Annotated in this window: 31 protein-coding genes and 1 pseudogene; 19 read left to right on the top strand and 13 right to left on the bottom strand. The window is 70.2% G+C overall.

What is annotated here, in order from left to right; all coding sequences use genetic code 11:
- The first annotated feature begins 9 nt into the window (after positions 1-9).
- Positions 10-423 carry an STAS domain-containing protein gene (locus ACZ4RZ_RS20645; RefSeq protein WP_467746418.1) on the top strand — a complete coding sequence of 138 codons (414 nt, stop codon included), beginning with the start codon at positions 10-12 and terminating at the stop codon, positions 421-423.
- An 11-nt stretch (positions 424-434) separates the two neighbouring features.
- Here ACZ4RZ_RS20645 and ACZ4RZ_RS20640 read toward each other — a convergent pair whose 3' ends face one another.
- Entirely contained in the window at positions 435-1,229 is a 795-nt protein-coding gene (locus ACZ4RZ_RS20640; RefSeq protein WP_467746416.1) for a 2-phosphosulfolactate phosphatase, read from the bottom strand.
- Between the two features lie 32 nt (positions 1,230-1,261).
- Positions 1,262-1,447, bottom strand: a complete 186-nt coding sequence (locus tag ACZ4RZ_RS20635) for a hypothetical protein (protein WP_467746414.1) — start codon at positions 1,445-1,447, stop codon at positions 1,262-1,264.
- Positions 1,448-1,662: 215 nt separating this feature from the next.
- Here ACZ4RZ_RS20635 and ACZ4RZ_RS20630 point away from each other — a divergent pair, with 215 nt between their 5' ends.
- The 7 genes from ACZ4RZ_RS20630 to ACZ4RZ_RS20600 all read left to right on the top strand — a co-directional run bounded on the left by ACZ4RZ_RS20630 (position 1,663) and on the right by ACZ4RZ_RS20600 (position 9,490).
- Positions 1,663-2,013: an ArsR/SmtB family transcription factor gene (locus ACZ4RZ_RS20630; protein ID WP_336542276.1), complete on the top strand. Its 351-nt coding sequence runs from the start codon at positions 1,663-1,665 to the stop codon at positions 2,011-2,013.
- 107 nt (positions 2,014-2,120) lie between these two features.
- Positions 2,121-2,645, top strand: coding sequence for an NADH-quinone oxidoreductase subunit B family protein (locus tag ACZ4RZ_RS20625; RefSeq protein WP_467746412.1), 525 nt, complete (start codon positions 2,121-2,123; stop codon positions 2,643-2,645).
- Positions 2,642-4,678 (top strand): proton-conducting transporter transmembrane domain-containing protein, encoded by a 2,037-nt coding sequence (locus tag ACZ4RZ_RS20620; protein ID WP_467746410.1) that lies wholly within the window; start codon positions 2,642-2,644, stop codon positions 4,676-4,678. Before ACZ4RZ_RS20625 ends, ACZ4RZ_RS20620 begins: the two co-directional genes overlap by 4 nt.
- Positions 4,675-5,628, top strand: coding sequence for a respiratory chain complex I subunit 1 family protein (locus tag ACZ4RZ_RS20615; RefSeq protein ID WP_467746408.1), 954 nt, complete (start codon positions 4,675-4,677; stop codon positions 5,626-5,628). Before ACZ4RZ_RS20620 ends, ACZ4RZ_RS20615 begins: the two co-directional genes overlap by 4 nt.
- The gene (locus ACZ4RZ_RS20610) at positions 5,628-6,338 is read left to right on the top strand and encodes a hypothetical protein (RefSeq protein ID WP_467746406.1); all 711 of its coding nucleotides are present in this window, start codon (positions 5,628-5,630) and stop codon (positions 6,336-6,338) included. Before ACZ4RZ_RS20615 ends, ACZ4RZ_RS20610 begins: the two co-directional genes overlap by 1 nt.
- Before the next feature lie 206 nt (positions 6,339-6,544).
- Entirely contained in the window at positions 6,545-8,008 is a 1,464-nt protein-coding gene (locus tag ACZ4RZ_RS20605) for a proton-conducting transporter transmembrane domain-containing protein (protein WP_467746404.1), read from the top strand.
- 3 nt (positions 8,009-8,011) lie between these two features.
- Positions 8,012-9,490 (top strand): hydrogenase large subunit, encoded by a 1,479-nt coding sequence (locus tag ACZ4RZ_RS20600; protein WP_467746402.1) that lies wholly within the window; start codon positions 8,012-8,014, stop codon positions 9,488-9,490.
- Between the two features lie 4 nt (positions 9,491-9,494).
- Here the strand turns inward: ACZ4RZ_RS20600 and ACZ4RZ_RS20595 are convergent, their stop codons facing one another.
- The 6 genes from ACZ4RZ_RS20595 to ACZ4RZ_RS20570 form a co-directional block, all read right to left on the bottom strand.
- Positions 9,495-9,776: a hypothetical protein gene (locus ACZ4RZ_RS20595; protein ID WP_467746400.1), complete on the bottom strand. Its 282-nt coding sequence runs from the start codon at positions 9,774-9,776 to the stop codon at positions 9,495-9,497.
- An 88-nt stretch (positions 9,777-9,864) separates the two neighbouring features.
- A complete protein-coding gene (locus ACZ4RZ_RS20590; protein WP_467746398.1) occupies positions 9,865-10,044 on the bottom strand; it encodes a DUF6126 family protein in 180 nt (59 codons plus the stop codon).
- Between the two features lie 39 nt (positions 10,045-10,083).
- Positions 10,084-10,551 (bottom strand): ATP-binding protein, encoded by a 468-nt coding sequence (locus ACZ4RZ_RS20585; protein WP_467746396.1) that lies wholly within the window; start codon positions 10,549-10,551, stop codon positions 10,084-10,086.
- Complete coding sequence (locus ACZ4RZ_RS20580) at positions 10,551-10,889, bottom strand: ArsR/SmtB family transcription factor (protein ID WP_467746394.1); 339 nt, start codon at positions 10,887-10,889, stop codon at positions 10,551-10,553. The genes ACZ4RZ_RS20585 and ACZ4RZ_RS20580 overlap by 1 nt, the downstream gene beginning before the upstream one ends.
- Positions 10,890-10,894: 5 nt before the next feature.
- Positions 10,895-11,101, bottom strand: a complete 207-nt coding sequence (locus ACZ4RZ_RS20575) for a hypothetical protein (RefSeq protein ID WP_467746392.1) — start codon at positions 11,099-11,101, stop codon at positions 10,895-10,897.
- A 186-nt stretch (positions 11,102-11,287) separates the two neighbouring features.
- A complete protein-coding gene (locus tag ACZ4RZ_RS20570; RefSeq protein WP_467746390.1) occupies positions 11,288-11,572 on the bottom strand; it encodes a hypothetical protein in 285 nt (94 codons plus the stop codon).
- A 178-nt stretch (positions 11,573-11,750) separates the two neighbouring features.
- On the opposite strand from ACZ4RZ_RS20570, the gene ACZ4RZ_RS20565 reads away from it, so the two are divergent.
- The 4 genes from ACZ4RZ_RS20565 (at position 11,751) to ACZ4RZ_RS20550 (ending at position 14,100) form a co-directional block, all read left to right on the top strand.
- A complete protein-coding gene (locus tag ACZ4RZ_RS20565) occupies positions 11,751-12,332 on the top strand; it encodes an Rv1733c family protein (protein ID WP_467746388.1) in 582 nt (193 codons plus the stop codon).
- 193 nt (positions 12,333-12,525) lie between these two features.
- Positions 12,526-12,852, top strand: a complete 327-nt coding sequence (locus ACZ4RZ_RS20560; RefSeq protein ID WP_467746386.1) for a hypothetical protein — start codon at positions 12,526-12,528, stop codon at positions 12,850-12,852.
- Positions 12,853-12,902: 50 nt separating this feature from the next.
- On the top strand, positions 12,903-13,643 hold the full coding sequence (locus ACZ4RZ_RS20555; RefSeq protein ID WP_467746384.1) for an HAD family hydrolase: 741 nt from the start codon (positions 12,903-12,905) through the stop codon (positions 13,641-13,643).
- A gap of 133 nt (positions 13,644-13,776) precedes the next feature.
- Positions 13,777-14,100 (top strand): DUF6233 domain-containing protein, encoded by a 324-nt coding sequence (locus ACZ4RZ_RS20550; RefSeq protein ID WP_467746488.1) that lies wholly within the window; start codon positions 13,777-13,779, stop codon positions 14,098-14,100.
- A gap of 81 nt (positions 14,101-14,181) precedes the next feature.
- Here ACZ4RZ_RS20550 and ACZ4RZ_RS20545 read toward each other — a convergent pair whose 3' ends face one another.
- On the bottom strand, positions 14,182-14,613 hold the full coding sequence (locus tag ACZ4RZ_RS20545; protein WP_467746382.1) for a pentapeptide repeat-containing protein: 432 nt from the start codon (positions 14,611-14,613) through the stop codon (positions 14,182-14,184).
- Positions 14,614-14,740: 127 nt separating this feature from the next.
- Here ACZ4RZ_RS20545 and ACZ4RZ_RS20540 point away from each other — a divergent pair, with 127 nt between their 5' ends.
- Entirely contained in the window at positions 14,741-15,655 is a 915-nt protein-coding gene (locus ACZ4RZ_RS20540; protein WP_467746380.1) for an IS982 family transposase, read from the top strand.
- Positions 15,656-15,889: 234 nt separating this feature from the next.
- Positions 15,890-16,387 carry a DUF1877 family protein gene (locus ACZ4RZ_RS20535; protein WP_467746379.1) on the top strand — a complete coding sequence of 166 codons (498 nt, stop codon included), beginning with the start codon at positions 15,890-15,892 and terminating at the stop codon, positions 16,385-16,387.
- Between the two features lie 363 nt (positions 16,388-16,750).
- Here ACZ4RZ_RS20535 and ACZ4RZ_RS20530 read toward each other — a convergent pair whose 3' ends face one another.
- Genes ACZ4RZ_RS20530 through ACZ4RZ_RS20520 form a run of 3 tightly spaced genes read right to left on the bottom strand, consistent with a single transcriptional unit; the run spans position 16,751 to position 20,261 of the window.
- Positions 16,751-19,045, bottom strand: coding sequence for an FtsX-like permease family protein (locus ACZ4RZ_RS20530; RefSeq protein ID WP_467746378.1), 2,295 nt, complete (start codon positions 19,043-19,045; stop codon positions 16,751-16,753).
- The gene (locus ACZ4RZ_RS20525; protein WP_467746376.1) at positions 19,042-19,740 is read right to left on the bottom strand and encodes an ABC transporter ATP-binding protein; all 699 of its coding nucleotides are present in this window, start codon (positions 19,738-19,740) and stop codon (positions 19,042-19,044) included. The genes ACZ4RZ_RS20530 and ACZ4RZ_RS20525 overlap by 4 nt, the downstream gene beginning before the upstream one ends.
- A complete protein-coding gene (locus ACZ4RZ_RS20520; protein WP_467746375.1) occupies positions 19,737-20,261 on the bottom strand; it encodes a PadR family transcriptional regulator in 525 nt (174 codons plus the stop codon). The genes ACZ4RZ_RS20525 and ACZ4RZ_RS20520 overlap by 4 nt, the downstream gene beginning before the upstream one ends.
- Before the next feature lie 784 nt (positions 20,262-21,045).
- Between ACZ4RZ_RS20520 and ACZ4RZ_RS20515 the strand changes: the two genes are divergently transcribed.
- The 4 genes and pseudogenes from ACZ4RZ_RS20515 (at position 21,046) to ACZ4RZ_RS20500 (ending at position 23,254) form a co-directional block, all read left to right on the top strand.
- The gene (locus ACZ4RZ_RS20515) at positions 21,046-22,149 is read left to right on the top strand and encodes a PP2C family protein-serine/threonine phosphatase (protein WP_467746373.1); all 1,104 of its coding nucleotides are present in this window, start codon (positions 21,046-21,048) and stop codon (positions 22,147-22,149) included.
- A 272-nt stretch (positions 22,150-22,421) separates the two neighbouring features.
- Entirely contained in the window at positions 22,422-22,865 is a 444-nt protein-coding gene (locus ACZ4RZ_RS20510; RefSeq protein WP_467746372.1) for a MarR family winged helix-turn-helix transcriptional regulator, read from the top strand.
- A 36-nt stretch (positions 22,866-22,901) separates the two neighbouring features.
- Positions 22,902-23,123 (top strand): annotated as a pseudogene (locus ACZ4RZ_RS20505) (MFS transporter); the annotation flags it as partial.
- Positions 23,078-23,254 (top strand): hypothetical protein, encoded by a 177-nt coding sequence (locus tag ACZ4RZ_RS20500; RefSeq protein WP_467746370.1) that lies wholly within the window; start codon positions 23,078-23,080, stop codon positions 23,252-23,254. The pseudogene ACZ4RZ_RS20505 and the gene ACZ4RZ_RS20500, both read left to right, overlap by 46 nt.
- A 118-nt stretch (positions 23,255-23,372) precedes the next feature.
- Here the strand turns inward: ACZ4RZ_RS20500 and ACZ4RZ_RS20495 are convergent, their stop codons facing one another.
- Positions 23,373-24,365: a sigma-70 family RNA polymerase sigma factor gene (locus ACZ4RZ_RS20495; RefSeq protein ID WP_467746368.1), complete on the bottom strand. Its 993-nt coding sequence runs from the start codon at positions 24,363-24,365 to the stop codon at positions 23,373-23,375.
- A 170-nt stretch (positions 24,366-24,535) separates the two neighbouring features.
- Here ACZ4RZ_RS20495 and ACZ4RZ_RS20490 point away from each other — a divergent pair, with 170 nt between their 5' ends.
- Entirely contained in the window at positions 24,536-25,129 is a 594-nt protein-coding gene (locus ACZ4RZ_RS20490; protein WP_467746367.1) for a dihydrofolate reductase family protein, read from the top strand.
- The last annotated feature ends 26 nt before the right edge of the window (positions 25,130-25,155 follow it).

Raw genomic sequence — 25,155 nt, 5'->3', positions numbered from 1 at the left:
TTGACGACCATGACCATCGAGTGGCGCTATACCGTCGAGCAGGACCTCGGCATCCTGTCCGTCTCCGGATACCTGGGCCCGGATGCCGTTCACCGTTTCGCTGGTGCCGTCGGCTGGGTGGTGGGACGCGGGAGCGGTCCGGTCGTCGTCGACCTGACCGAGCTGCGCAGTTGGTCGGCCGAGGGGCAACTGGCGATCATCGAGGCCGCACGGCGTCTCGGCGAAGCGGGCCGCAGCCTGGAACTGGCCGCGATCCCCGCCGACGGGTCCCTCGTCCCCGGTGGGGACTGCCCGCCCATCCCCGTGCACGCCGACCTGGCCGGCGCGCTCGCAGCGCACAGCACACGGCCCGGCGAGCCGCCGGAGGGCCGCCACGAGTGGCGGACCACAGGGTGGCCGGCCGGAGACGACGCGGGAGAGTGAGCCCGGCGGGATCAGCCTGGCGCGAAGGCGCCGTCGGGATCCCGTACGGGTACGACGGTGCTGATGTCCTCCTCCGTGGCGATGGCCACGTCCTCGGCGAAGCCCGTCGCGGTCAGCTCCCGGCCGGAGACGCTCGCGGCGACCGCGCGGGGGAGGTCGGCGGTGCCCTCGTAGGCCGCTTTCGCGGCGGCCGCCTCGGCGGACAGCTGTCCCGCGCCCTGGGCGTGCAGGTCGCAGATCAGGCCACCGGCGCCGAGCAGGTCCTCAAGCGCGGGGCGCAGGCTGCCGTCCGGCCATCGCTCGCCCGCGGCGATCACGGCTACCGGATGCTCGGGAGTTCCGTAGCCGCGGGCCGTGAGCCAGCTGCCGACCGCGGTGATGTTGCGCAGGCTGGCGGCGACCACCCGCGTACGCGGCGGTGCGGCCGCCGCGATCGCCGCACCGTTCGGGGACGGCAGCACCAGACGGGCAACGAACGGGGCGCGGCGCAGGTGGGCCGGGGAGAGGGACCAGGGACTGTCGGGCGTGACGGCGTGGCGGGCGACGGCCAGCCGCGCACCCGACTGCCGGGCGTAGACGGCGGCGGCCTTCTCCGCCGCAGTCCGCTCGGCTCTGGTGGCGGGACTGCCGGGCAGCCAGAACGGGAGGACCCGGATGCCCTGCTGGACGGCGACGCTCACCGCCGTGGTGAAGGACAGCACATCGACGATGACCAGACAGGCGGCTTCCGCAGCGAGGCGGCCCGCACCGGCAGGCCCCCACTCGAAGCGGATCCCGCTGCCGCCCTGGACGGCCCAGTCACCCATGGCCCACTCCCTGCGTGCGTGCCGTGTGCGGGTCAGCTTCGGTCGCCGTCCGACGAGGGCGCGGCTGTCCGGCCGCCGAAGGACAGTTTCAGCATGCGGGCCTCGCCGCAGCGCGGGCACTGTCCGTCCGGGCCGACGGCGGTGGGCCGGCACTTGAGGCGGCACGCGGGGCACTTGAACCAGGCGACGCCCGCGCCGTGCAGCGGAATGATTCTCACGCCAGCCTCCCTCACACCACGTATGGAGTTGCTAATCTTAGCAATTGTTGAGGTCGTCACCGCTGATTTCGGGCGGCTCAGTTCTCGTGCGCGGATTCGGCGTGGCCGCTGCCGCACGCCAGGATGGGCCGCATGTGTTTGACGAGTGGGTGGATGCCATGCGCCGAGGACCGGCCGGTACGGCCGTACTGCTCTGCCAGGGAGGGGACGGCACGATGAGCACGCCGCTGTACCAACTGAAGGCCGAGTTCTTCAAGACGCTCGGCCACCCGGCGCGCATCCGGGTCCTGGAGCTGCTGAGCGAGCGCGAGCACGCGGTGGCGGAGATGCTGCCCGAGGTGGGAATCGAACCGGCCCACCTGTCCCAGCAGCTGGCGGTGCTGCGCCGGGCGAACCTGGTGGTGACCCGCAAGGAGGGGTCCACCGTGTACTACTCGCTGACCAGCCCGCACATCGCCGAACTGCTCAGGGTCGCCCGCACCATCCTGTCCGGCGTGCTCGCCGGACAGGCCGAACTGCTCGCCGATCTGCAGGCTGCCCAGACGCAGGCGAAACCGCCGTCGTAGCGGCGGCCCTCAAACGGCGGCCGCCTCCACAGAGTTGACAGCGCTCTGAGGTACCGGGAGGCGGCCGCTTCACCCCGAGTGATGTAACTCCGGTCGCAGGTGGCCTGTTGGACACCCGCGGACAGGACCTCACCGAGCCAGGAGGGTTCATGGGCCTGCTGCGCAAGATCCGGGACACCGGCCGGGTGGCCGAGCCTGCCCCGCCCAGGCCGGAGGGCGAACAGCCGCTCGCAGCCAAGGAGTTCGGTGGCTCGGTGCAGGTGCGCTGCGTGGATGCGGGCTCCTGCAACGGCTGCGAGATCGAGATCGCCGCAGCCTTCAACCCAGTCTATGACGCCGAGCGGTACGGCGCCCGGCTGGTGGCCTCGCCCCGGCACGCGGACGTGGCGCTGGTGACCGGGCCGGTGACGCGCAACATGGCCGAGCCGTTGCGGCGCACGGTCGCCGCGATGCCCGAACCGCGCCTGGTGGTCGGGGTCGGCGACTGCGCGATCAACTGCGGGGAGTTCGCGGGCGGGTACGGCGTCGAGGGCGCCGTCTCCGACATCGTGCCGGTGGATCTGGCGGTGCCCGGGTGCCCGCCGGAGCCGGGTGACATCGTCGCGGCGCTGAGGAGAGTGACCGGACGGTGAGCCTGATTCCGGCCGCCCTCGCGACGGCCACCGCGCTGGGCGTGGCGGGCGCACCGGCCGGGCTGGTCCTGCCGCAGCGGGTGCGCGGCTGGGCAGTGGGCGTGCTGACGGCAGGTGTGGGGGTGGCCGGTGGCACGGCGGGTGTGGCTGCACTGGGAGGAAGCCGCTGGGCGGCCCGGATTCCCGGGCTGCTCCCGCTGGCCGGGACGCATCTGGCCGTGGACGCGTTGTCCGGACTGTTCATGGCGGTGGCCGGCGCCGTGGTGGCGGCGGTGGCGGTCTACGGCGTCGGCTACGTGACCGGGCACGGCCCGCACGGCCTCGGCTCGCGCGGCGCTCAGGCGGTCCTGCCGCTGTTCGCGCTGACCCTGCTGCTGGTGCCCGCGGCGGCCTCGGTGTCGACGTTCCTGCTGCTGTGGGAGCTGATGGCGCTCACCTCGCTGCTCCTCGTCCTGGCCGAGCACCGCGCCCGGCCCGCCGTACGGGAGGCGGCCGTCTGGTACGCGGTGATGACCCACCTCGGACTCGTCCTGCTCCTTGCGGGTTTGATGGTGTACGCCGCTCAGGCCGCAGGAGAGACCTTCGCCGCCCTGCGCGTCGGCACCGCGGGGATGTCGCCGACGGTGCGCGGGCTCGTCTTCGTGCTGACGGCGGTGGCGTTCACGTCCAAGGCGGGCCTGGTGCCGCTGCACGCCTGGCTGCCGCGCGCGCATCCCGAAGCGCCCAGCGCGGTCTCGGCGTTGATGAGCGCGGCCATGGTCAATCTCGGTGTCTACGGCCTCGTACGCGTCGGGTTCGATCTGCTGGGCGGGGGACCTGCCTGGTGGTGGCTGCTGGTGATGGCCATGGGCGGGCTCTCGGCGGTGTACGGGATCCTGCAGGCCGCGATGGCCTCGGACCTCAAGCGGCTGCTGGCCTACTCGACATCCGAGAACATGGGGCTCATCGTGCTCGGCGTGGGCGCGGCCGGGCTGTTCGCCCACGCCGGGAACGACGCGCTGGCCGGCCTGGCGCTGGCGGCCGCGCTGCTGCACGTGGTCAACCACGCGGCGTTCAAGGCCCTGCTGTTCGGTGCGGCGGGCTCGGTACTGCGGGCCACCGGGGTGCGGAACCTGGATCTGCTGGGCGGTCTGCGGGCCCGGATGCCGGTCACGGCCGGGCTGTTCACGGTCGGCGCGCTGGGCGCAGTGGCGCTGCCGCCCGGCAACGGGTTCATCAGCGAGTGGCTGCTGCTGCAGTCGATGATCCACGGGCTGGCCGTGCCCGGGGTGACCACGGCGATCGTGCTGCCGCTCGCGGTCGCGGTGATCGCGCTGTCGGCGGGGCTTGCGGCGGCGGTGTTCGTCAAGGCGCTCGGCGTGGGCTTCTTCGCCCGACCGCGCGGTGAACCGGCCGCGGCGGCCAAGGAGTCGCCCCCGCTGATGCTGGCCGGGATGGGGCTGCTCGTGGCCCTGTGCGCGGCGCTGGCCCTGGTGCCGGGGCTGCTGGGCGACGGCCTGGAGCGCGCGGTGGCAGCGGCCGGGTTCGCCGGGACGCGCCCGGTATCGGGCGGCGGGCTGCGGGTGCGCCTGGCCGAGGTTTCCGCCTCGCTGTCCCCGCTGTGGGTGGTCGCGGCGCTGACGGTGGCGCTGGCCGTGGTCACGGCGACGGCGAGCTGGGCTGCGCGTCGCCGACAGCGGCGTACGCAGGCGAGGCTGTGGGACTGCGGGGGCGGGGCGCCGACCCCGCGCATGGCCTATACGGCCACCTCGTTCGCCGAACCGCTGCAGCGGGTCTTCGACGACGTGCTCGCCCCTGAGCAGGACGTGGACGTCACGCCGGTGCGCGAGTCGGCATATCTGGTCGAGCGGGTGAAGTTCCGCAACCGGGTGCCCGACCGTATCGAGCACCGCTTGTACCGGCCTGTGCTCGACATCCTGGCCGCCGCCGGGCAGTCGGCGCGGCGGCTGGCGGGCGGCAGCGTGCACGCCTATCTCGGCTACGGCTTCTTCGGGTTGGTCACTCTGCTGGTCGTGCTGGTGGTGGGCTGGTGAACACGGTCGGATACACGGCAATCGTCCTCCAGGTGGGCGCGGTGGTGGCCGGCGCGCCCCTGCTGACCGGTCTGATGCGGCAGACCCGGGCCCGCCTGGAGGGCCGGGCCGGCGCCGGGGTGCTCCAGCCCTGGCGAGACGTACGCAAGCTGCTGCGCAAGGAACCGATCACCCCCATCGGCACGGGGCCCGCCTTCCGGTGGGCGCCGCCGCTGCTGGTCGCCACCTCGCTGGTGCTGGCCGTGCTGGTGCCGTTGATCTCCACGGACACGCCGGTGCGTGGGCGGGCCGATCTCATTGTGGTGGTGGCCCTGCTGGCACTGGGCACGCTGGCGCTGGCGCTCGCGGGCCTGGACACCGGCACCGCGTTCGGAGGCATGGGCGCCTCCCGGGAGATGACGATTGCCGCGCTGGTGGAGCCGACCATCCTGATGGCGGTGTTCGCGCTGTCGATACCGGCCGGGTCGACCAACCTGCCCGTCATCGTCGTGGGAGCGGCGGACCAGCCGGCCCGGCTGACCTCCCCTGCGGGACTGCTGGCGATTGCCGCGCTCGCGGTCGCGGTACTGGCCGAGAGCGGGCGGCTGCCCGTGGACAACCCCTCCACCCACCTGGAGCTGACCATGGTCCACGAGGCCATGGTGCTCGAATACGCCGGACCGGACCTGGCCCTGGTCGAGTTCGGCGCGCAGCTGCGGCTGACCGTGCTGCTGGGGCTGCTGGCCTCGCTGTTCGCCCCATGGGGGATCGCCACCGGCGCCTCGCTCACCGCCGTACTGCTCGCCCTGCTCCTGGTGGTGCTGAAAGTGGCGGCCCTGGGCATGGCACTCGCGGCGGCCGAGGTGTTCTGGGCCAAGCTGCGGCTGTTCCGCGTGCCCGAACTCCTCGCGGGATCCTTCCTGTTGGCGCTGCTCGCGGTGGCCGCTTCGTACTTCCTGGGCGGTGAGTGATGAGTGACAGCCTGTTCATCCAGCTTCTCGATCTGGCCTGCGGGGCGTTCCTGCTGGCCGCCGTGGTCGTGCTGTGGAGGCGCGAACTTGCCGCGCTCGTACGGCTCTTCGCCCTGCAGGGACTCGCCCTCGCCGCCATCGCTCTGCTGCTCGGGCTGCACGAGGACCGCTGGGACCTGATCGTGGTGGCCGCCGGGATCGGCGCACTGCGGGCCGGCCTGCTGCCGTACCTGATCCGCCGAGCTCTGGACGCACTTGTCGCCGATCGGGCCCGGGACCAGGACGGGGCACGGGCGTACACGCACAGCGAGGAGGTGCGCGAGACAGAGCCGCTGGTGAACGTGGCCGCGTCACTGCTGACCGCCGCTGCCCTCACCCTGCTCGCCTACGCCGTCGCCCGCCCCCTGGTCGAACTGGACCCCACGCCCGCCACCCGCGCGCTGCCGGTCGGTCTCGCGGTGGTCCTGATCGGTTTCTTCGTCCTGGTGACCCGGCGCCGCGCACTGGCCCAGGTGGTCGGCTTCCTGCTGCTCGACAACGGCATCACCGCGACCGCCTTCCTGGCCGCCTCCGGGGTGCCGCTGATCGTCGAACTCGGCGTCTCCTTCGACGTGCTGCTCGCCGTCCTGGTCCTGCAACTGCTCACGGTGCGGGTGCGGGAGGCGTTCGGCACCACCGACATCGACGACCTGCGGGAGCTGCACGACTGATGAACGCCGCACCGACCGCGCTCCTGCTCACCGCGCCCGTCGCCGCTCCCCTGGCCGTGGCGGCCGGGTACACCCTCACCGGACTCGTCACACGCGGAACTCCTCGTGCGGTGCTGGCGGGCAGGCAGGAGAAGGACGGTCGTCCACCGCTTGTGGCGAAAGCTGCCGCTGGCGCCTCTCGCGGAACCGCGCGAGGGGCCGCGAGTGTGACAGACAACAGGGGGGAAGCAGGAGACTCCACCGCGCCCGGTGGGCCGGTTGTCGCTCCCGAGGCGCGTGGACGCCATCCAGCCGGCTGGGCCTCACTGACTTCTCCGGCGGTGATCCTGGCCTGCGGCGCGCTCCTGGCCGCCGACGTCGGGCGCGGATCGGTGTCCGCGTTCTCCGGCCTGTTGCGCGCAGACGCGCTGACCGCCTGGATGCTGCTGGTCGTCGGCACCGTCGCGCTGATCGCCTGCGCCTCGGCGCCCGCCTACCTGGCGAGCGAGCGGGCCGCCGGGCGGGCGACGGGCCGCACGGTGTGGCGCTACCACGCCCTCGTGCACGCCTTCTTGGCCGCGATGTGCCTGGCCGTGGTGACCGCGAACCTCGGCGTGCTGTGGGTGGCGATCGAGGCGACGACCATCGTCACCGCGTTCCTGGTCGGCCACCGCTACACCCGCGCCTCGGTGGAGGCAGCCTGGAAGTACGTGGTGATCTGCTCGGCCGGGATCGCGCTGGCCTTCCTCGGCACGGTGCTGATCTATTACGCCGCCCGGCAGGCCGGCATCTCCGAGGCGTGGGCGCTGGACTGGCCGACCCTGCTCGCCCGCGCCCACCGCCTCGACCCGGCGGTCACCCGGCTCGGCATCACCCTCATCGTCCTCGGCTACGGCGCCAAGGCGGGCCTCGTTCCGCTGCACGCCTGGCTACCCGACGCCCACAGTCAGGCCCCCGCACCGGTCTCCGCGCTGATGTCCGGCGTCCTGCTGTCCGTCGCCTTCGCCGCGATCCTGCGCTACCGGGTCATCGCGGACGCCGCCCTCGGCCCGGACTTCACCCGCGTCCTGCTAGCCGGAATCGCCCTGCTCACCCTCACCCTCGCGGCCGGCCTGCTGCTGGCCCAGCGCGACTACAAGCGGATGCTCGCCTACTCCAGCATGGAGCACATGAGCCTGATCGCCCTGGCCGCGGCCATCAACAGCCCGCTCGCCCTGGCTGCCGCGCTGCTGCACATCGCTGGACACGGGCTTGCCAAGGCCACCGCATTCTGCGCCTCCGGGCAGATCCTGCACCTGCGGGGTACGACGAAGATCGGACGGGTGCGCGGGGTGCTGGCCCAATCGCCCTGGCTGGGCGCGCTGTTCGGGCTCGCGGTCGTCGCGCTGCTGGGCTTCCCGCCGTTCAGCCTCTTCGCCTCCGAACTGGGCATCGCCCGCGCCGGATTCGCCGCCGGAGCGGGACTGGGCTGGGCAACGGCCGCAGCCCTGCTGCTCGTCCTGATCGCCTTCGCCGCGCTGGCCACCCGCACCGCGCGGATGCTGCTCGGCCCCGAGGAGCCGACCGGCGAAAGCCCCTCCGCTCTGTGGCCCCTCGCCGTGGGCCTGACGGCCTGCGCCGCCCTCGGCCTTGCCGCCGGCCCGCTGGGCGGCCTGCTCACCCAGGCCGCCGCCGTCCTCGAAAGGCCCTGACTGATGCGCACACTGCACGAGGTCCACGCCGCCGAACTCCCCGAGCGTGCCGAGGCGCTGCTGCACGACGGACACCGCCTGGCGATGGTCGCCGCCCACCACGACGCGGACGCCGTACGCCTCGTGTACCTCTTCGTCTCCGGGCCGCCCGACACTCGCATCGAGCTCCACGTACGCTTCGACCCGACCCGGCCCGAGGTGCCCAGCCTGGCACATCTCTCCTTCCCCGCCGGCCGGTTCGAACGCGAGATGCACGACCTGCACGGCATCGTGCCCCTCGACCACCCGCTGCCCCGCCGCCTGGTACGGCACTTCCACTGGCCCAAGGGCTGGTACCCGATGCACCCCGACGCCGGGGAGCCGCCCGCCTTCGGCGAGCAGGAAGGGCCCTACCCGTTCCTGGAAGTCACCGGCGACGGCGTCTACGAAATCCCCGTTGGCCCCGTCCATGCCGGGCTCATCGAACCCGGCCACTTCCGCTTCTCCGTCGTCGGCGAGACCATCCTCAAACTCAAGGCCCGCCTCTGGTTCGTCCACAAGGGCATCGAGAAGCTCTTCCAAGGCCGCAGCGTCGCAGCCGGGCTCCCGCTCGCCGAACGCATCAGCGGCGACACCGCAGTCGGCCACGGCCTCGCCTACTGCCTGGCCGTCGAGGAGGCCACCGGCACGGCCGTCCCCGAACAGGCCCAGTGCGCCCGCGCCCTGCTCCTCGAACTCGAACGCCTCCACAATCACGTCGCCGACCTCGGCATGCTCTGCAATGACGTCGGCCACGGCATCCTCAACGCCCAGGCCCAGCGCGTCCGTGAACAACTCCTGCGCCTCAACAACGCGGTGACCGGACACCGACTGCTGCGCGGTGGCGTGGTCCCCGGCGGCAGCGCGCTGCGTACTCTGCCCAGCCACGCCCAGTTGGAGGCCATCGGCGAGGACATCCGTGAGATCGTGCGGCTGGCGCTCGGCCACTCCACCGTCCACGACCGCTTCACCGGCACGGCGATCCTGCGCACCCAGGCCGCCCGCGACATCGGCTGCCTGGGCTACGTCGCCCGCGCCAGCGGCCTGTCCTCGGACGCCCGGATCGCCCACCCCTTCACCCCGCACGGGCGCCCCGCACACGTTCCCGTGCACCCCAGCGGCGACGTCCTGGCCCGCTTCCTGGTCCGCGCCGAGGAAATCGACGCCTCCCTGGCGCTGATCCGGGAGCTGAGCAAGTGCGTCACCTCTGGCGCGGTTCTGGGACCTTCGCCCGCTGCTGCGGCAAGTCCTCGGAGCGGCGTGGGCATCGTCGAGGGCTGGCGGGGCACCATCACCACCCGCGTCGAGCTCGCCGCCGACGGCACCCTGACGCGGGTCAAGCCGGTCGACCCGTCCTTCTTCAACTGGCCCGCGCTGCCGGTCGCCCTGAACGACACGATCGTCCCGGACTTCCCGCTGACCAACAAGAGCTTCAATCTCTCCTACGCGGGCAACGACCTCTGACCGGTCAGGAGCCCGTCTCGCCGCTCACCAGCCGGTACCCGGTCACGATGTCCGCCCGGATCCGCACCACGTGGTCCATCTCCGTGTCGACCCAGGGCGTGAGCATCGTCAGGTATCGGGCGAGCTCGGCGGGGTCCGATACGGGGCATGCGGCGCCCGTGACGACCAGCAACTCCCCGGCCGCCAGCCGGTCCCGCTCCCGCAGCAGCGCAGGCACCCGGTTCAGCGTGGGCACCACGGCTACCAGCGCCAGCCCGGCCTGCTTCGCGGCCCGTCCGAACGCCACCGGAACGGTGGTCCCATAGAGGTCGTTCGGCCCCAATGTGAGGCCGATCAGCCATCTTCGTGGGCACCTGGACCTGACGGCTTCCTGGTTACTTGTGGGCGTGCTCGCCCAGGTAGAAGAGCAGCCACACGAATCCGGCGAACAGATGGGTGCCGAAGATGTAGAAGCCTGCCCGGATCGCGACACCCCGCTCGATCCGCCACTCCCTGTCCTTGACCTTACGTTCGCGCCGCTCGCCCGCGGGCCCGTCGGCTGCCTGGTCTGTCACCGCGTTGTCTCCCTGCTCCATGTGATCGCCACGTTGTTCTTACGACGGCATGCCGAACCGGACGAGGACGACCTTGCCGTCGTGGTCGAGAGCCGGTTCCGCACTGACGTCGCCGTCGTACTCGGCGGCCAGCTCGGCCACCAGCTGCAGTCCCGCCCCCACCGCTCCCGGTTCGAGGTCGGGCAGACGTGACCCGGCATCGGCGACGCTGACGACCAGCTGCCCCGCGCCTCCCGCGATGCCCACGTCCGCGACCGGGGACTGCGGCGCGTGCCGCAGCACATTGGTGACCAGCTCGCTGACCACCAGCAGCACCGCGTCGGCGAAGGCGGAGCCCGGCGCGACACCGACCTCAGTGAAGCGTCCGGCCACCGCCTCACGGGCCAGCCGCACCGCATCCGGCCCGACCGGCACCGAGACGACGTGGCGCCGCACCGGCGACGGCACGTACTCCATCGCTGCCGCGGGCCGACCCCGGCGCCACGGGCGGAACGCATGTCCGCGCATCACCGCGCCGACTCCGCAGCACGCAGCTCCTCCAGCAGCTCCTGACGGCCCGCCGCCAGAACCGACAGGATTCGGCGCGCCGCGGCCAGCAGCTCGGCCACGTCCCCGCCCGCCAGCTCGTACACCACGGTGGAACCGGTCCGGGTGGCGGTGACGATCCCGGAGCGGCGCAGCACCGCCAGCTGCTGCGACAGGTTCGACGGCTCGACCTCGATAGCGGCCAGCAGGTCACGCACCGGCAGCGCCCCGTCCTGCAGCAGCTCCAGCACTCTTATCCGCACCGGATGCCCGAGCATCCGGAAGAACTCCGCCTTCGCCTCATACAGCGGAACCGGCATGCCGATCACTCCTCGTCCGCCCCTGCGGCCTCGACGTCGAGCCCGTACCCGCGGGCCAGCCGCACCGCGTCGTCCAGCTCGTCCTGCGCCACCGCCACGGCATACGCGTCCTCGTCCGCCACAGCGGCCGCCAGCCCGGCCCGGGCCGCCCGCACCCGCGCCAGCAGTGCCTCGACGGCTGCGCCCACCCCGACCTCCGCACCCTGGATCATCTATTGACCAGCGCAACTAACCAATTGAAGAACTCTTCAATTGTAGGGGCCTCGAAGCGTGAACGTCGCGCCTCTCTCGCCTGAAAAGACGTCTCTCCGGCAAGAGCCTGGTCAGCTGCCCAGCACGGCGTGGTGAACTGCCCCGGCATGACCGAGGCGGCGCCCGCGCGACGACGCTTGGGACTCTCATACGTCGGCCAGCTGCGCGCAGACGCAGAACTCGCGCAGTTCGGCCCCACAGGCGCACTGGCGGGCGAAGGCGAGGACGTCGCCCCGCCGTAGCGAATCCAGGCACAGTTCGTCGGCCAGTTCCAGCGCACGCAGCGCCACCCGGCCGAGCCCGCTGACGGGCCCCGTCTCCGCCTGACGACGCAGTCGCGCGAGTTCAAGCGTGACGGCCGGATCGGTACCGGATGCCTGCAATTCGGCCAGGAGCACGGAGGTCTCCCCGACGAGGTACTGCTGCGTCAATCCGACCACCGCCCAACCGGCAAGCAGGGCAACAACACCATTCTCCGCTCCGGCCCGTCCTCCAGCCGGCCTCGGGGAAAGAGCCCGACACCCTCCGCCGTACGTGCGGGAGCCCCGGGGCACTCAAGGGAGGACACTGAAATCGAGTGATGTCGGCGCTGGTAAGGAGGTGTCGACCGTGGCGAGGACGCAGAGCTCGAAGGTGCGGCTGTGGCGGTGGCGGCGTAATCCGCTCAGGCGGCGCAGTGACGTCCTCGAAGCCTGGGTTCTGCTCGCCGCGTGCGCTCTGGCGCTGGTCGGGGGTCTCCTGGCCGGCCTGGCGACCCAGAGGGCGGTGGAGCAAGTCCTCGACCGGCAGCGGGTGGAGCGACAGGCGGTCACCGCCGTGCTCGTCGAAGACGCGAGGGACAAGCCGTCCGCGGGCGCAGCCGACGACGACCGGGTCTGGGCCACGGCCCGCTGGGCCGCACCGGACGGCTCGAAGCACACCGGCCAGACCAAGGTACGGCCCGAGACCCCGGCCGGGACCCAGGTCACGGTGTGGACGGACAAGCACGGCGCGCTCACCTCGAAACCCGTGACGCACGAGGAGGCACGGCTCCAGTCCGCCCTGGCAGGAGTGCTGACCGCAGGGATCACCGGCGGATTGGTTGCAGTCGGCGCCCATGCCTCAAGGGCGTGGCTGGATCGGCGGCGCATGGAGCAATGGGCCGCAGACTGGGCACGGACCGACACACGGTGGGGTGGAAAGACCGGCTGACGCCCGAAGCCGGAGGAGACCCGGCCATCTACCGAGACGAGGACGACCCTCTCACCCACGTCGGCGACCAGTGGTTTCACATCACGCTCTACCGGCTGAGCCAGAAGCCTGCCTCCGAGTCCGGCGAGGGCGAGCGGCGGGCACGCGTTGACGAGTTGACCAAGCAGGGACCGTCGCCCCTTTCACTGTCACGGTGGGCAGTCCACTCCCGTACGCCAGCGAGATTGTTTTTGATCTTGGACCGGACAAGCTCCTGACCGCTCTGCGCACCGCCACCACAAGGGCCTTCGAGATCGTGCGAGGTTCCCACACCACCTCGTACGACACCGGCGTTTTGCACCTGCCTGAGTCGAACGCCACGGCCGAGGTCATCCTGGAGCACTTCCACCAGATCCACCGACGCGTCCGTCCCAGTCACGCCCCGCTGTACGTCGACAGCGTGCGCCTTGTCGACATCACCGCTGACAGCGAGGCCGGGCGTGACGCCACAATCCTGACTCCGAAGCCACTTTCTGCCTGACGCGTTCCATCAGAATGGGTCGCGGAACCGGCTATGCAGGGGGGAAGCCCATGGGCAACGCATATGGCGAACAGGGAGCTCTGCAGGCGCTGCTCGGGTCCATGCGGGCCGTCTTCTTCAGCTTTGACGGGCCAGTCGCTGATCTTTTCCGTGGCAGGTCTAGCGCACATGTCGCTGACAGCATGAAGTACGCGGCGCGGGAGGTCTGGGGAACTTTGGACCCCGATGTGGAGGACTGCGACGATTTTCACGGCCTCCTCCAACGCATCGGGGACATGTTCGACCGGCCGTCCCCGGCTCCCCGCAATCGTCGGCCGCTAGAGCTGGCAGAGGCCATAGCAACGCGCTATGAATCCGACGCTGGGAGGTCAGCGAGCTTGGCACCACATTTCGTGGAACTCGCTGACGTACTGCTCGACTTGGACATGCGCCTCGCGATTGTCAGCAACGTCTCCGTCGGACCGATCTGGACGTTCCTCAAGGGGCATGCCCTGCAGTCGAAGATCGAAATCGTCGTGGGGCGCGACCCGCACGAGCCGCGCCACATGAAGCCTGACCCCTACACGGTGGACGCTGCCGTGAGGCACATGGGCCTGGCCCCTTCCTTATGCCTTTTGGTCGGCGATCAGCTCATGGATCTCGAGGGTGCCCGCTCAGCGGGCACACAGTTTCTCGGGTACACCCAGTCTCGGGAGCGCGCGGCAGAGCTGTGGCGCCTCGGTAGCGACTGGGTCGTAACGTCGCACCAGCCGCTCATCAGCGCTGCCGTGATGCTGCGAAAGATCAACTAACGTCTTCCAGATCAATCGAACGAACTCGGACACCGGCGCATCCGGCTATGAGCCATGCCGGCAATCAGCCCAGCTGGCCGACAGGCCGCAAGCTTGACAAAGCCGATTCCACAGAACGCAGGTCTGGCACACCCTGTGGCTCGAGCGCATCGACGCCAAGATCGCAGCCCTCCGGCAGCGCCAGAGGGAAGAGGAACGCGGCCGACGCAACCGCCCGCTACCGCCGGACTGGGTCGTCGAACTCGGCATCGGCGCAGGACGGCCGCCCCTCCAGACCCACGTCGGCGACTGCCACATGACCGGCAAACGGCACCGCGCAGTCAGCCGCGACGAAGCCCGCCGCCTGATCGCCACCGGCCTGATCGCCTGCAGCCACTGCCGGCTCGAAACCCGACTGGACATCCTCGACTTAGCCGTAAGAGTCCACCGCGGCACGACTCGAACACCCGTACCCTAAAGCCCGATATCCTGCTAGATGATCGATTCCAAGGCTTGGTCGACGCCCGCTGCATGTGTTCGCGCTTCCGGGGCGAGTCGATCACCCGGTCACGGGCCAGCCGATGACCTCTTCCAGTTGGAGATCGCGGAGAACAGCTTTGTCGAGCTTGACATCGGTGGCATTCGTCAGCCCGTGGGGTGGGGCACCGGTGAGGACCCGGCCGAAACGGGCGCCGGTCAGATCCGCGGCGCGCAGGTCGGCGCCAGTCAGATCGCAGCCCGCCAGAGTGACCCCCCGCATGGAGGCGCCGCTCAGATTCGCCCCGCGAAGATCGCATAGCTTGAAGTGGCAGCCGTCGAGAGTGGCTTGGCGGAGATCCGTCTCACGAAATGTGCACCGCGTGAACCACAACGGCCGCAAGCGCACCGAAGCGAGATCCGCACCGTCAAAGGACTCCCGCTGGAGAGTCGCGTGCTGACGGCGGGATGCGAGGTTCTCCTTCAGCGTTACCAGTCGGCCCATGCTGGACATCGTGCCAGCTCTTGAATGGGGCTGTCATTGCTGGACAGCTGGCACGGGCTGCTCTGACCGGTGCCGCAGGGGCCTGTATGTGCGGGAAAGGGCCCGTGGATGTGGCGAAGGAGTCCAACGTCGGTGTGTGAAGACAGAGCTGGACTCCCTCGTCACCGCACTCTATGTGAAGACCGACGACTTGCTGAAGGATTGGCCGCAGTTGGCCCCGTGGCGGCCGGCCGTGGGCATCGCGCCCCAGCTCAGCGACGCGGAACTGGTGACCTTGGCGATGATGCAGGCGATGCTCGGCTTCACCTCCGAGGCCCGCTGGCTGCGGCATGCCCGTGTTCACCTGCGGCACCTGTTCCCGTATCTGCCCAAGCAGCCCGGCTACAACAAGCGTCTGCACAAGGCCGCCGAGCTGCTTCGCCGGGTCACCCGGGTGCTGGCCACCGACACCACCGTATGGAGCGACGACGTGTGGATCGTCGACTCCACGCCGGTCGAGTGCGGACGCTCCCGCGAGACCGTCAAGCGGTCCGACCTGGCCGGATGGGCCGAGTACGGCTACTGCGCCAGCCACAGCCGCTTCTTCTGGGGCCTTCGACTGGACCTGGTGTGCACCCTTCAGGGTCTGCCGATCGCTTTCGCCCTGACCGGTGCCAAGGCCGACGAGCGCGAGACGCTGCTGGACCTGCTCGCTGCCGAACCGGAACTGGTGGCCGCCCGGCCCGGACAGACGCTGATCGGCGACAAGAACTACTTCGGCCGCGACTTCGAGCACCAGTTGGCCGAACTGGACGTCCGGCTGCTGCGACCGGCCCGCAAAGGCGAGCCGGAGCGGGCCGGGGCACCATTGTTCAAGCCGCTGCGGCAGGTCATCGAATCGGTCAACGAGAGCTTCAAGGGGCAGCTCGACCTCGAACAGCATCGCGGCCGCACGCCAGCCGGCGTCACCGCCCGCGTCATGCAGCGCATCCTCACGCTGACCGCCTCAATCTGGCACACCGACCACACTGGACAGCCAGTACTGCGATCACTGACCGCCTTCGGCCACTAACCCCTTGGAATCGATCATCTAGCCGCCGGGCGTGGGCCTGTTGCGAAAGTCCCGTAGAGGTGGCTACCCGCAGAGGTCGATTTCGACGACACTCGGCGCTCGGGTGTCGGAGGGCGTCCTGGCAGTGCCGCGCATCCCTCGTTGGGAGACGGGACGTCTCGCCGTCAGTGCCGTCGAATAAGTTCTGTCCGTTCGGCCCGACAGGCGGGCCGCCGAACTCGAGGACTCGTCGCCGTGAGCATCCACCTACACCTTCGCGCCGTCGCGGAATCCGAGATCCGGGACGACCACACCTGGCTTGCGGCGTTCATGTGGGAGGCTTGGGAGAACCACCCCGACGAGTACGCAGCGGGCATCGCCGATTCGATCGACAAGGTCTGGGACTCCGTCAATGACCTCTACGCCGCTGCCGATGTCCTCGATGCGGATGCCGACAAGCTCTGGACGCTGCCGATTTACGGCGGGCGCCCCGTGGCGCACAGCGCGGATGCCGACCCCTCCAACCCGCCCCTGATGATTCTGGAACCGCCTGGGGTGTCACAGGCCGCAGCCTTCTTGGCGACTGTCTCTTTCGACGAGCTGTGGTACGTCGCCAGTGCCAAGCTCGTCTGGTCCGGCTGGGACGAGGCGCAGGTCAGGCAGGAGTTCCTCGACCATCACAGAGACCTTCTAGGGTTCTACAGGCGGGCGGCTTCAGCAGGCCATACCGTGGTCAAAGCGGTGTGGGCTTGAGACGTGGTCGCGTGCCGGTCACAGCCATTCGTTGATGGCGGCGATCAGCAATGTCGCTTCGTAGCGGACAGCAAGTCTGTCGATCGCGAGCCTCCTCGGCGACCCGCAGCGCCCTGCACGAGCAGGCGTGTCTCAAGGGCGGAACAGCGTCGGAGCACGGTGCGGTGAGCGGCGGCGGCCGGGTCGATGACGACGTCGTGGACACCGAGATGTCAGCAAGAACACGATCTACACGTGCGTACCGGTGCTGATGGGCGGCGGCCTGGTCCCGCTGCTCGAGTACGAGCTCGCGATCCAGCCGCACTGAACGACGGACGGCTCGGACCGGCTGCGGTCAGCCGGTCCGAGCCGTCGTCGTAACTGCTACTCGTTGCGTGCCGTTTCGGGTCCCGTGATCCGCCTGAGCAGCGGCATCGTGGACGCGATGACCCCCAGCGAGGCGACGAGCCCGGCGAGCACGATCGCGTAGTACTGGATCCCCGGCGCCCGGATCGAGTACCTGAACTGTGCCTGCACGAACAGTTGGGCAGCCAGGAAGCCCATCCCAAGCGCCACCACCGCGACCACCACGAGCGGGACCGCGCTCTCCAGCAGCACCACCCGCCGAAGCACCCCGAGTTGCATGCCGGTCAGCCGCAGCAGACTGAAGGGGCGCTTGCGGTCGCGCAGGCCGCCGGCCACGCTCACTGCCAGGCTGCAGCCGGCGATGGGGAAACTGACCAGGATGACCACGTTGGCCAGTTGCTGGTATCCGGCGAGCTGCGCGCCACTTTCGGCATGGTCCTCCCGGACGGTCCACGGAACGTCCTGGTCGGGATACGTGTTCGCGAGGATGGTGCGCGCACGTTCGATCGCCGACGTCGATCCGTTGGTGGCTACGGCGATCTGCTGGACCGGGAGGCGGGCGAGCCGCTGGGTGGAGATGGCGGCGGCGGGCCATGCCGTGGGCCAGTGCTCCCAGTTGTACGTGCCGAAGAGGGTGTAGTCCTCGCTGACCGACGCCGCTTCGGCTCCGGGGGCGCATGTGCTGTAGGCCGGCATCTTCGAGAGCTCGGCGCACGAGGCCAGGCCGGCCACCGGCGGTGTCCCGACGTCTTGGGGGCCGCGCCAGGCCGGGTCCCTGGTGCCGAGCGGGTTCGTGTGGATCATCAGCACGCCTTTGACGCCCGGTACGGAATTCAGTTCGCCGAGCGCGGCCGCCGAGAGCGGGGGCACGCTTCCGACCGGCTCCCCCGGACGGTTGAATCCCTGGATGTAGTTGGCGACCAGGGCACTGGCGACCGTCGGGCTGCCCTTCGGTATGCCGCGCTCGGCGTTCAGCGAGCCGATGATCCCGACGGCCGCGCTGGTCACGCACAGGGCGAGGACCAGCCCGCTGACCGCGCGGAAGCCGGCCTTCGGGTCGTCCGCGAGCCGCCGACCCGCCACCAGCAGCGCGGGCCGGCTGGTGAGCCGGGCCAGGACGCGGGCTCCGGCCATGGTCAGCCAGGGTCCGGCGATGACGAGTCCGGTCAGGACCAGCAGGATTCCCGGGACGAAGACCCAGATCTGGCCGTTGGTGCTCCTGGGCACCCGGCCGATGGTGTACGAGAGTTCGGCGATGCCGGCGGCCAGCGGGATCATCCGGTAGACCCGCGGCGGGCGTGGCGTGACGCGCCGGGTGACCCCGAGCGGGGAGACCTGCACGCGGCGCAGGGCGATCCGGGCCGCGATCGCGGCCCCCACGGGGACGGCGATGGCGACGAGCAGGATGTCGCCGGTCCTGAGAGTGAGGTCGCTGGCAAAGTACGGCGTACGCGTGAGGTTGACCGCCGCCAGCTGCGTACGGAACAGGGAGAAGAGGCCGAAGCCGACGGCCGTGCCGATGACCGCGGCGACCGTCGATTCGACGGCCGAGAGCATTGAGATCTGCCGCGGCGTGGCGCCCACCAGGCGCATCGCGGCGAAGCGCTGCTCACGGCGGGCGGCTGCCAGCCGGGTGGCCGTGCCGATGAGGATGAGCACCGGGAAGATCAGGGCGGTGCCCGCGACGGAGAGGATGAGCTTGATGCCTCTGTCGTCGATGCCCGCCCTGACCGTGCAGTTCGTGCCGTTGCAGGCACTGGGGGTGACGGTGGTGATCGAGGTGACCCGGGTGGCGTCGTGCTGCTTCGCAAGCTGGTCGGGGCTGTGGCCGATGACGATGACCAGGGAGCCGGGGCCCGGGAGCGCCGCCCTGCCGACCGTGCCGACCTCGTGGCCGGGGTAGCGGTCGGCGAGTTCGGCGACCGGGGTGGAGTGGAGGAGCTTGCTGAGGGCCGGTGAGGCGTAGAACTCGCCTGGTCCGGGAAGGCGTGAAAGGCCCGGTGGGACTGGGGAGTTCGGGCCGGTGGCGGCGACGTCGACGCGACCGATGATCTCGCCGTCGAAGTGGTCCGCCCTGAGCAGCCACCACAGCGGGTCCGTGTCGGCCTTCGCTGCCAACTGGCTCGACGCGCTCTTGCCGGAGCCGGTGTTGAACCAGGCGTTCCGGCTGTTCTGGGTGGCGGTGGCGTTGATAGCCGCCAGGATGCTCAGCAGCAGGCCGACGCCGAGGGCGACGGCGGCCGCGATGACGGCCAGACGGGCGGCGGCCTCCCTGCCACCGCTCAGGGTGAGGCGCAGGCCGAGGCGGATCACGAGGTGAGCCGTTCGACATACAGCGACGTCACCTTGCCGTCGCGGACAATGACTTCACGGTTCGCGTACGCGGCCACACGCGGCTCGTGGGTGACGAGGATGACAGTGGTGCCCTCCTCGCGTACGGAGGCGACCAGCAGGTCCATCACGTGCTCGCCGGTCAGCGAGTCGAGCGACCCGGTCGGCTCGTCGGCGAACAACACCTTGGGCCGGGAGACCAGGGCGCGGGCCAGGGCGACACGCTGCGCCTGTCCGCCGGAGAGCTCGCCGGACCGGCGCCCCTCCAAACCGTCCAGGCCGAGCCGCCCGAACCACGACCGGGCCTCGGCCAGCGCGCTCGCCCTGCGGGACTTGGCGAGCAGCAGCGGCAGGGCGACGTTCTCCTCGGCGGTCAGCTCGGGGACGAGCTGACCGAACTGGAAGACGAAGCCGAAGCGGTCCCGGCGCAGCACGCTGCGCTCGGGCTCGCGCCGGGTGTCGATGCGGCGGCCGTCGAACCAGATCTCGCCGGAGTCGGGTACGAGGATCCCAGCCAGGCAGTGCAGCAGCGTTGACTTGCCGGAGCCGCTCGGGCCGGTGACGGCGAGGATCTCGCCTTCGGCGGCGGAGAGGTTCGCGCCCTGCAGTGCGGGCGTCTGTCCGAACGACAGGACGGCCTCCCGCGCTTCTACAAGGAAGCCTTCGTCCGAACTCATGAGCGCACCTCCGCTGTAAGGGCGGCGAGCCGCGCCACGGTCAGGTCGATCCATCGCAGATCGGCCTCCAGGTGGAACACGCCGTGGTCGGCGAGCAGCGCGTCGATCGTGCTGCCGGTCCGGCGCAGTTCGGTCAGCTCCCGCATCCGCTCCATGTGGGCGGCGCGCTGGATGTCGAGGTACACGCGGGGGTCTCGCTCCAGCAACAGCGCCAGTACGACCTTGGTGAACAGCACAGTCTGCAGGTGCGGTTCACCCTCTTCCGGCTCGGTCAGCCAGCTCTCGACCTGCGTGACCCCCAGCTCGGTGATCACGTAACGCTTGCGGTCCGGCCCCGAGCCGGACTCGGTCTCGCCGACCTCGACCTTTCCGTCACGGGCGAGGCGGCCCAGGGTCGAGTAGACCTGCCCTGGGGGCAGCTGCTTGCCTCGGCCGAAGTACGTGTCGTAGTCGCGCTTGAGGTCATAGCCGTGGCTCGACTCCCGTTCGAGGAGTCCGAGGAGTGCCAGAGGAACAGTCATACCTCAGTATCTACACTCAGTATCTAGTTGGCGTCAACGGGCGGCTTGGCCCGATACCAGGCTGGGATTACATGAAGACAGCCACGGTCGGCCAGCGGGTGCGGGCCACCTCGTGGGAGCACATGACCACGAGGGTGGGCAGGCCGTGCGATCGCCTTTGGCCGCCTACTGAACCACTCCTGACGCCCACCGGTTCGCGATGTGCCGGCCTGGGTGAGCAGCACCGGGGCGCGGTTGGACCGCTCTCCGCAGTCCGCGCTGACCACTACCGCAGCCGCGCAGGCGGTGGGCAGGCTCGCTGTACGCGGCCGGCACCGATCCTGCGGCGGCGGTCAAGTTCCTGGTGCTGATGGGCGATGCGCTCGGGATCGCACCCGCGGCGAAGCCCGGTTCTTACAACGCCGGTATCGCGGCGGGCTACTGACCGTCAGGGCCTGCGCGGTGCCGCTCGGCGGCGGCTGCTACAAGGGGGCCGCTCCGCGCTCCTGGGGGCCAACTCTCGGTTGACCGCTGGCGTTGACGAGACAGACCTTACGTCCCTTCGCCATTCACACTGATTCCTTTCCAACCTGACTGCGGCGCCTAGCGGTTGGCGGGCATTGGCTGTACGGGTCGGCAGACCCTGCCGAGGGCGCTGCGTGAGCTCCCTCCATCCCCTGCTGGCGGCCGCCCGGGGGCCGCCCGTGTGACCTGCCCAGCTCCACGGGAAGAGGAAGGCCACGGCCCTGGCCTCCTGCTCCTATCGTGAGCAGTCAGACCTACAGCGGCGTCGAGGCGGCAAGACGTGACACATCGGGAGATCGACTACACGGCGGTGTTCCGAACCCTTCCCGGGGCGGTAGCGCTGCTGACCCCGCAGCTGGTCTACGTGGACGTCAACGAGGCGTTCTTGCGTGTGCTGGGCCGCACCCGGGAGCAGGTGGTCGGCCATCACCTGGCCGACCACTTCCCCGACCCCGCCGCGAACACCCTGCAGAGTCTTGAGGCGTCACTGCACCGGGCGGCAGAAACCGGTGTGTGCGAAACCATGCCGCTGCTCCGCTACGACCTGGAGGACCCCGCCGACCCTGGGGTACGGGAAGAGCGGTACTGGAGCCTGAGCAACATCCCCATCCTGGGGCCGGACAAGCGGGTGGCGCTGCTGCTGCACCGGGTGGAGGAGGTCACCGAACTCATCCGCGCCCGCGAAGTCGCGCTGAGCCTGCAAGAGGCGATGCTGCCCGCCCCCCGGCCGGTCGGCCGCCACCCAGCAGCCGTACGCTACCGGCCCGCCGTCGACACGCTGCACGTGTGCGGCGACTGGTACGACCTGGTCGACCTGTCCGGCGACCGCATCACTGTCTCCGTCGGCGACGTCGTCGGCCACGGCCTGCCCGCGGCCAAAGTCATGGGACAACTGCGCAGCGCGCTCAGCGCGGCCTCCCGCGCCGTCGACGACCCCGCCCAGGCCCTGGAAGTCCTTGAGCTGTACGCCCGCTCCATCGGCGGTGCTGAGAACACCACAGTGGCCACGACGTTCGTCGACTGGAACACCCACACCATCACCTACAGCAGCGCAGGCCACCCCCCACCGGCCCTCCTGCAGAGGGACGGCACCGTCGACTTCCTGGACCAGGCCACCGACCCCCCACTCGGCGCCCGCCTCGAAGACGGCCCCCGGCCTCAGGCCGACGTGCGCTTCACAGACGGCGCCGTCCTCGTGCTGTACACCGACGGCCTGATCGAACGGCGTCGCGAAGACATCGACACCGGACTCATGCGGCTCGCCACATCGCTGGCCCGCCACCAGTCAGCCGACCCCGAAACCCTCGCCGACGCGCTGCTGACCGACCTGCTCCCGCCCGCCGGCCTCACCGACGACACCGCACTGGTCATCATGCGCCTATGACCCAGCCCGCCACATCCGCACCAGCACGCGCCCCGTAGTGCGGGTCTTGCCGTGCCGGTGTTGCTTGCCCGTGCGGTTGAGTCTCGACGGCACCGTGGTCGTGGCGGGGGGCCGGGGAGGTTCTTCGGGGTCGCCGCATGGGAGGGGCCGGCGGCCGCAGCGACCGGGTGCGCACTGCGCTGAGAACGGCGACGCCCAAGCCGTTGAGGCTCCCGGCACATCTTGTTTCACCATACATCTACATGCATGATGCATTTACGCCTAAGGAGGTTATGGGCCCGCAGGACGCGGCCGCGTCACCGGAGGACCTGATCACCGCCGTCGACCAGTTGGTCCGGTACGTGCGTCGCAGCGCCATCACCGGCGGGCTGAGCACGGCGGCCTCCCCCGTACTGGCCCGGATCGGACGGGCGGGTCCGCACCGGCTGACCGATCTGGCCCGGGCCGAAGGTATCTCCCAGCCGAACATGACGCAGCTCGTCACCCGCATGGAGCAAGCGGGCCTGGTGCGCCGCGCCGCCGATCGCAGCGACGGACGCGGCGTGCTGGTGGAGGCCACCGACACCGGCATGGAGGTGATCCGGCAACGGCGCGCCGCACACGCCCAGGGCCTCCAGGAGTTGGTCGGCGACATGACCGAGTCCGAACGCCAGGCGGTACGGATCGCCCTGCTCGCGCTCGCACGCATCATCCAGCACCGGCAAGTCCGTACCTGACGCCGTCCGGCCTGCGACCTCGCGCAACTTCCCCAACCCAAGCCGAAGCGCACCATCTCCCCCAACGCACCGCTCAAAGCACTGCGGCACCGCGGGCTGCTGACGATGGGCATCATGGCGCTGCTCTACAACTGGGGCTTCTTCACCATGCTGGGCTACGCCCCGTACCCCATGGAGCTGAGTGCCCATCAACTCGGCCTGGTCTTCACCGGATGGGGCCTGCTGGTCGCCGTGACCGGCTGCTGCGCCGGGCCGAGGCCGACGCCGGCGAGGGCGAGCCGGTGGCGCCCTCGCTCGCTCCGGTCGGCGGCCCGACCCCCGTCGGCGTTGCCCGGAGGGCCGCGCGGCCGTCACCGCGCGCCTGGACCGGCCCAGCGCACCGGGCCTGACCGCAACCGGCCAGATCCTCACCAGCGTCGGCAACCATGCCGCGGCCGGCACGTTGGATGCCGGCAGCTGCACCGACGCATCCGCCGCTGCCGCGCACATCCACCGCCAACAAGCCGGTCATCGGCTTGGGAGTGATCGCGGTAGCCCGAACCATGGGAGCACGCTGTTGTCGAAGCGGGTCATGGCGCAGATCCGGTCGCCGGTGAGGGTGAGGACGTAGAGACCGGTCCCGTGGCGGTTGCCGGTTGTGGCGCGCAGGTAGGCTCCGAACGCCGGTTGGCCGTTGGCTCGCGTCGGGATGAGGTCGAACCGGCGCCCCGCCCTGAAGATGCTGGCGCAGAAGCGCGCCACGACGTCGCGGCCCTGGTATTCGAAGGGCATCGGTGGCATCGACATGAAGACGTCGTCGGTCAGCAGGGCCACCAACGCATCGAGATCGGCGGACTCCCATGCGCGGACGAATTTCGCCACGATCGCATCCTCGGAGCGTGACTCGCAGACGGGCGGCGGTTCGCGGTCGTCGGTCGTGGGCCGTCGGTGCTGCAGGCCGGCGCGCGCCCGTTTGAGAGCGCTTTTGACCGACTCGACGCTCGAATCCAGCATGTCGGCCACCTCGCCGGTGTGGAATCCGAGGACGTCGCGCAGGATGAGCACGGCGAGCTGGCGTGGCGGCAGGACTTGCAAGGCGGTCACGAAGGCCAGGGAGATGGATTCGGTCTGCTCGTAGCGGGCCGCCGGGCCGAGCGGCGCGTCGATGGCACCCTCGAGGAAGGCGTCGGGGTAGGGCTCGAGCCAGACGACTTCGCCGAGCCGGGTCGGCTCGGGTGGTTCAACATTGGGCACGTCCCACTCCCTGGCCTGGCGTCGGCCGGCCGACCGGCGCGCGTTGAGGCACCGGTTGGTGGCGATCCGGTACAGCCAGGTCCGCAGCGAGGCGCGCCCCTCGAACCTTGCGAAGCCTTGCCAGGCGGCAAGCAGCGTGTCTTGCAGGGCGTCCTCGGCGTCCTGGAACGATCCGAGCATCCGGTAGCAGTGCACGTGCAGCTCCCGGCGGTACGGCTCGATCAGCTCCCGGAATGCCTCGCCATCCCCGGCGCGTGCCTGGGACATCAGGTCGCCTTTTACCACCCTCACGCCACCTTCCTCCCACACCCTGCGGCACTTCCATCGTGTATGGACACCGGCCGAAGGGCGAAAGGGGCGGTTGGCCGGCGCCACTTTCCCGGCGCCGCGGTGTCTATCTCAGTGGTAGCTGACAACGCCGACCGAGGAGAACCGAGATGGGAAAGATCATCATCAGCGAGAACGTCTCGCTCGACGGTGTCGTCCAGGATCCGACCGGCGAGGAGGGCTTCACGCGCGGCGGCTGGTTCCTCGAGATGAGTGACAAGGACCGCGAGGCGTGGGGCAAGCTCGAACTCGACGAGGCCCGGGGCGCCGAGGCCCTCCTGCTTGGCCGGCACAGCGACGAGTGGTTCGCCGCGCGGTGGCTGTCCCGCAGCGGCGAGTGGGCGGACAGGTTGAACAGCCTGCCCAAGTACGTCGTGTCCTCCACCCTCCAAGAGCCCAAGTGGAGCAACTCGACGGCATTCAAGGGCAGGGTGCTCAAGGGCGACGTGGTGGACGAGGTCTCGAAGCTGAAGCAGGAGCTGGACGGCGACATCGTCGTCTACGCCAGCATCCAGCTCGTGCACACGCTGATGGAGCACGACCTCGTCGACGAACTGCGGCTCACCGTGTTCCCGGTCGTGCTCGGAGCCGGCGGGCACCTCTTCGGCGAGATCAGCGACAAGAAACCCATGCGCCTCATCAAGGCCCACACCCTTGGTGACGGCCTCGCCTTCCTCACCTACCAGCCCGTCCGAGACGCCTAGGTCGTGTCCGCAATGTCAGGCGAGCG

Source organism: Streptomyces sp. NPDC027189 (assembly GCF_055566975.1).
The sequence above is the reverse complement of the archived record's forward strand: the minus strand, read 5'-3'. Positions and strand labels throughout refer to the sequence as shown.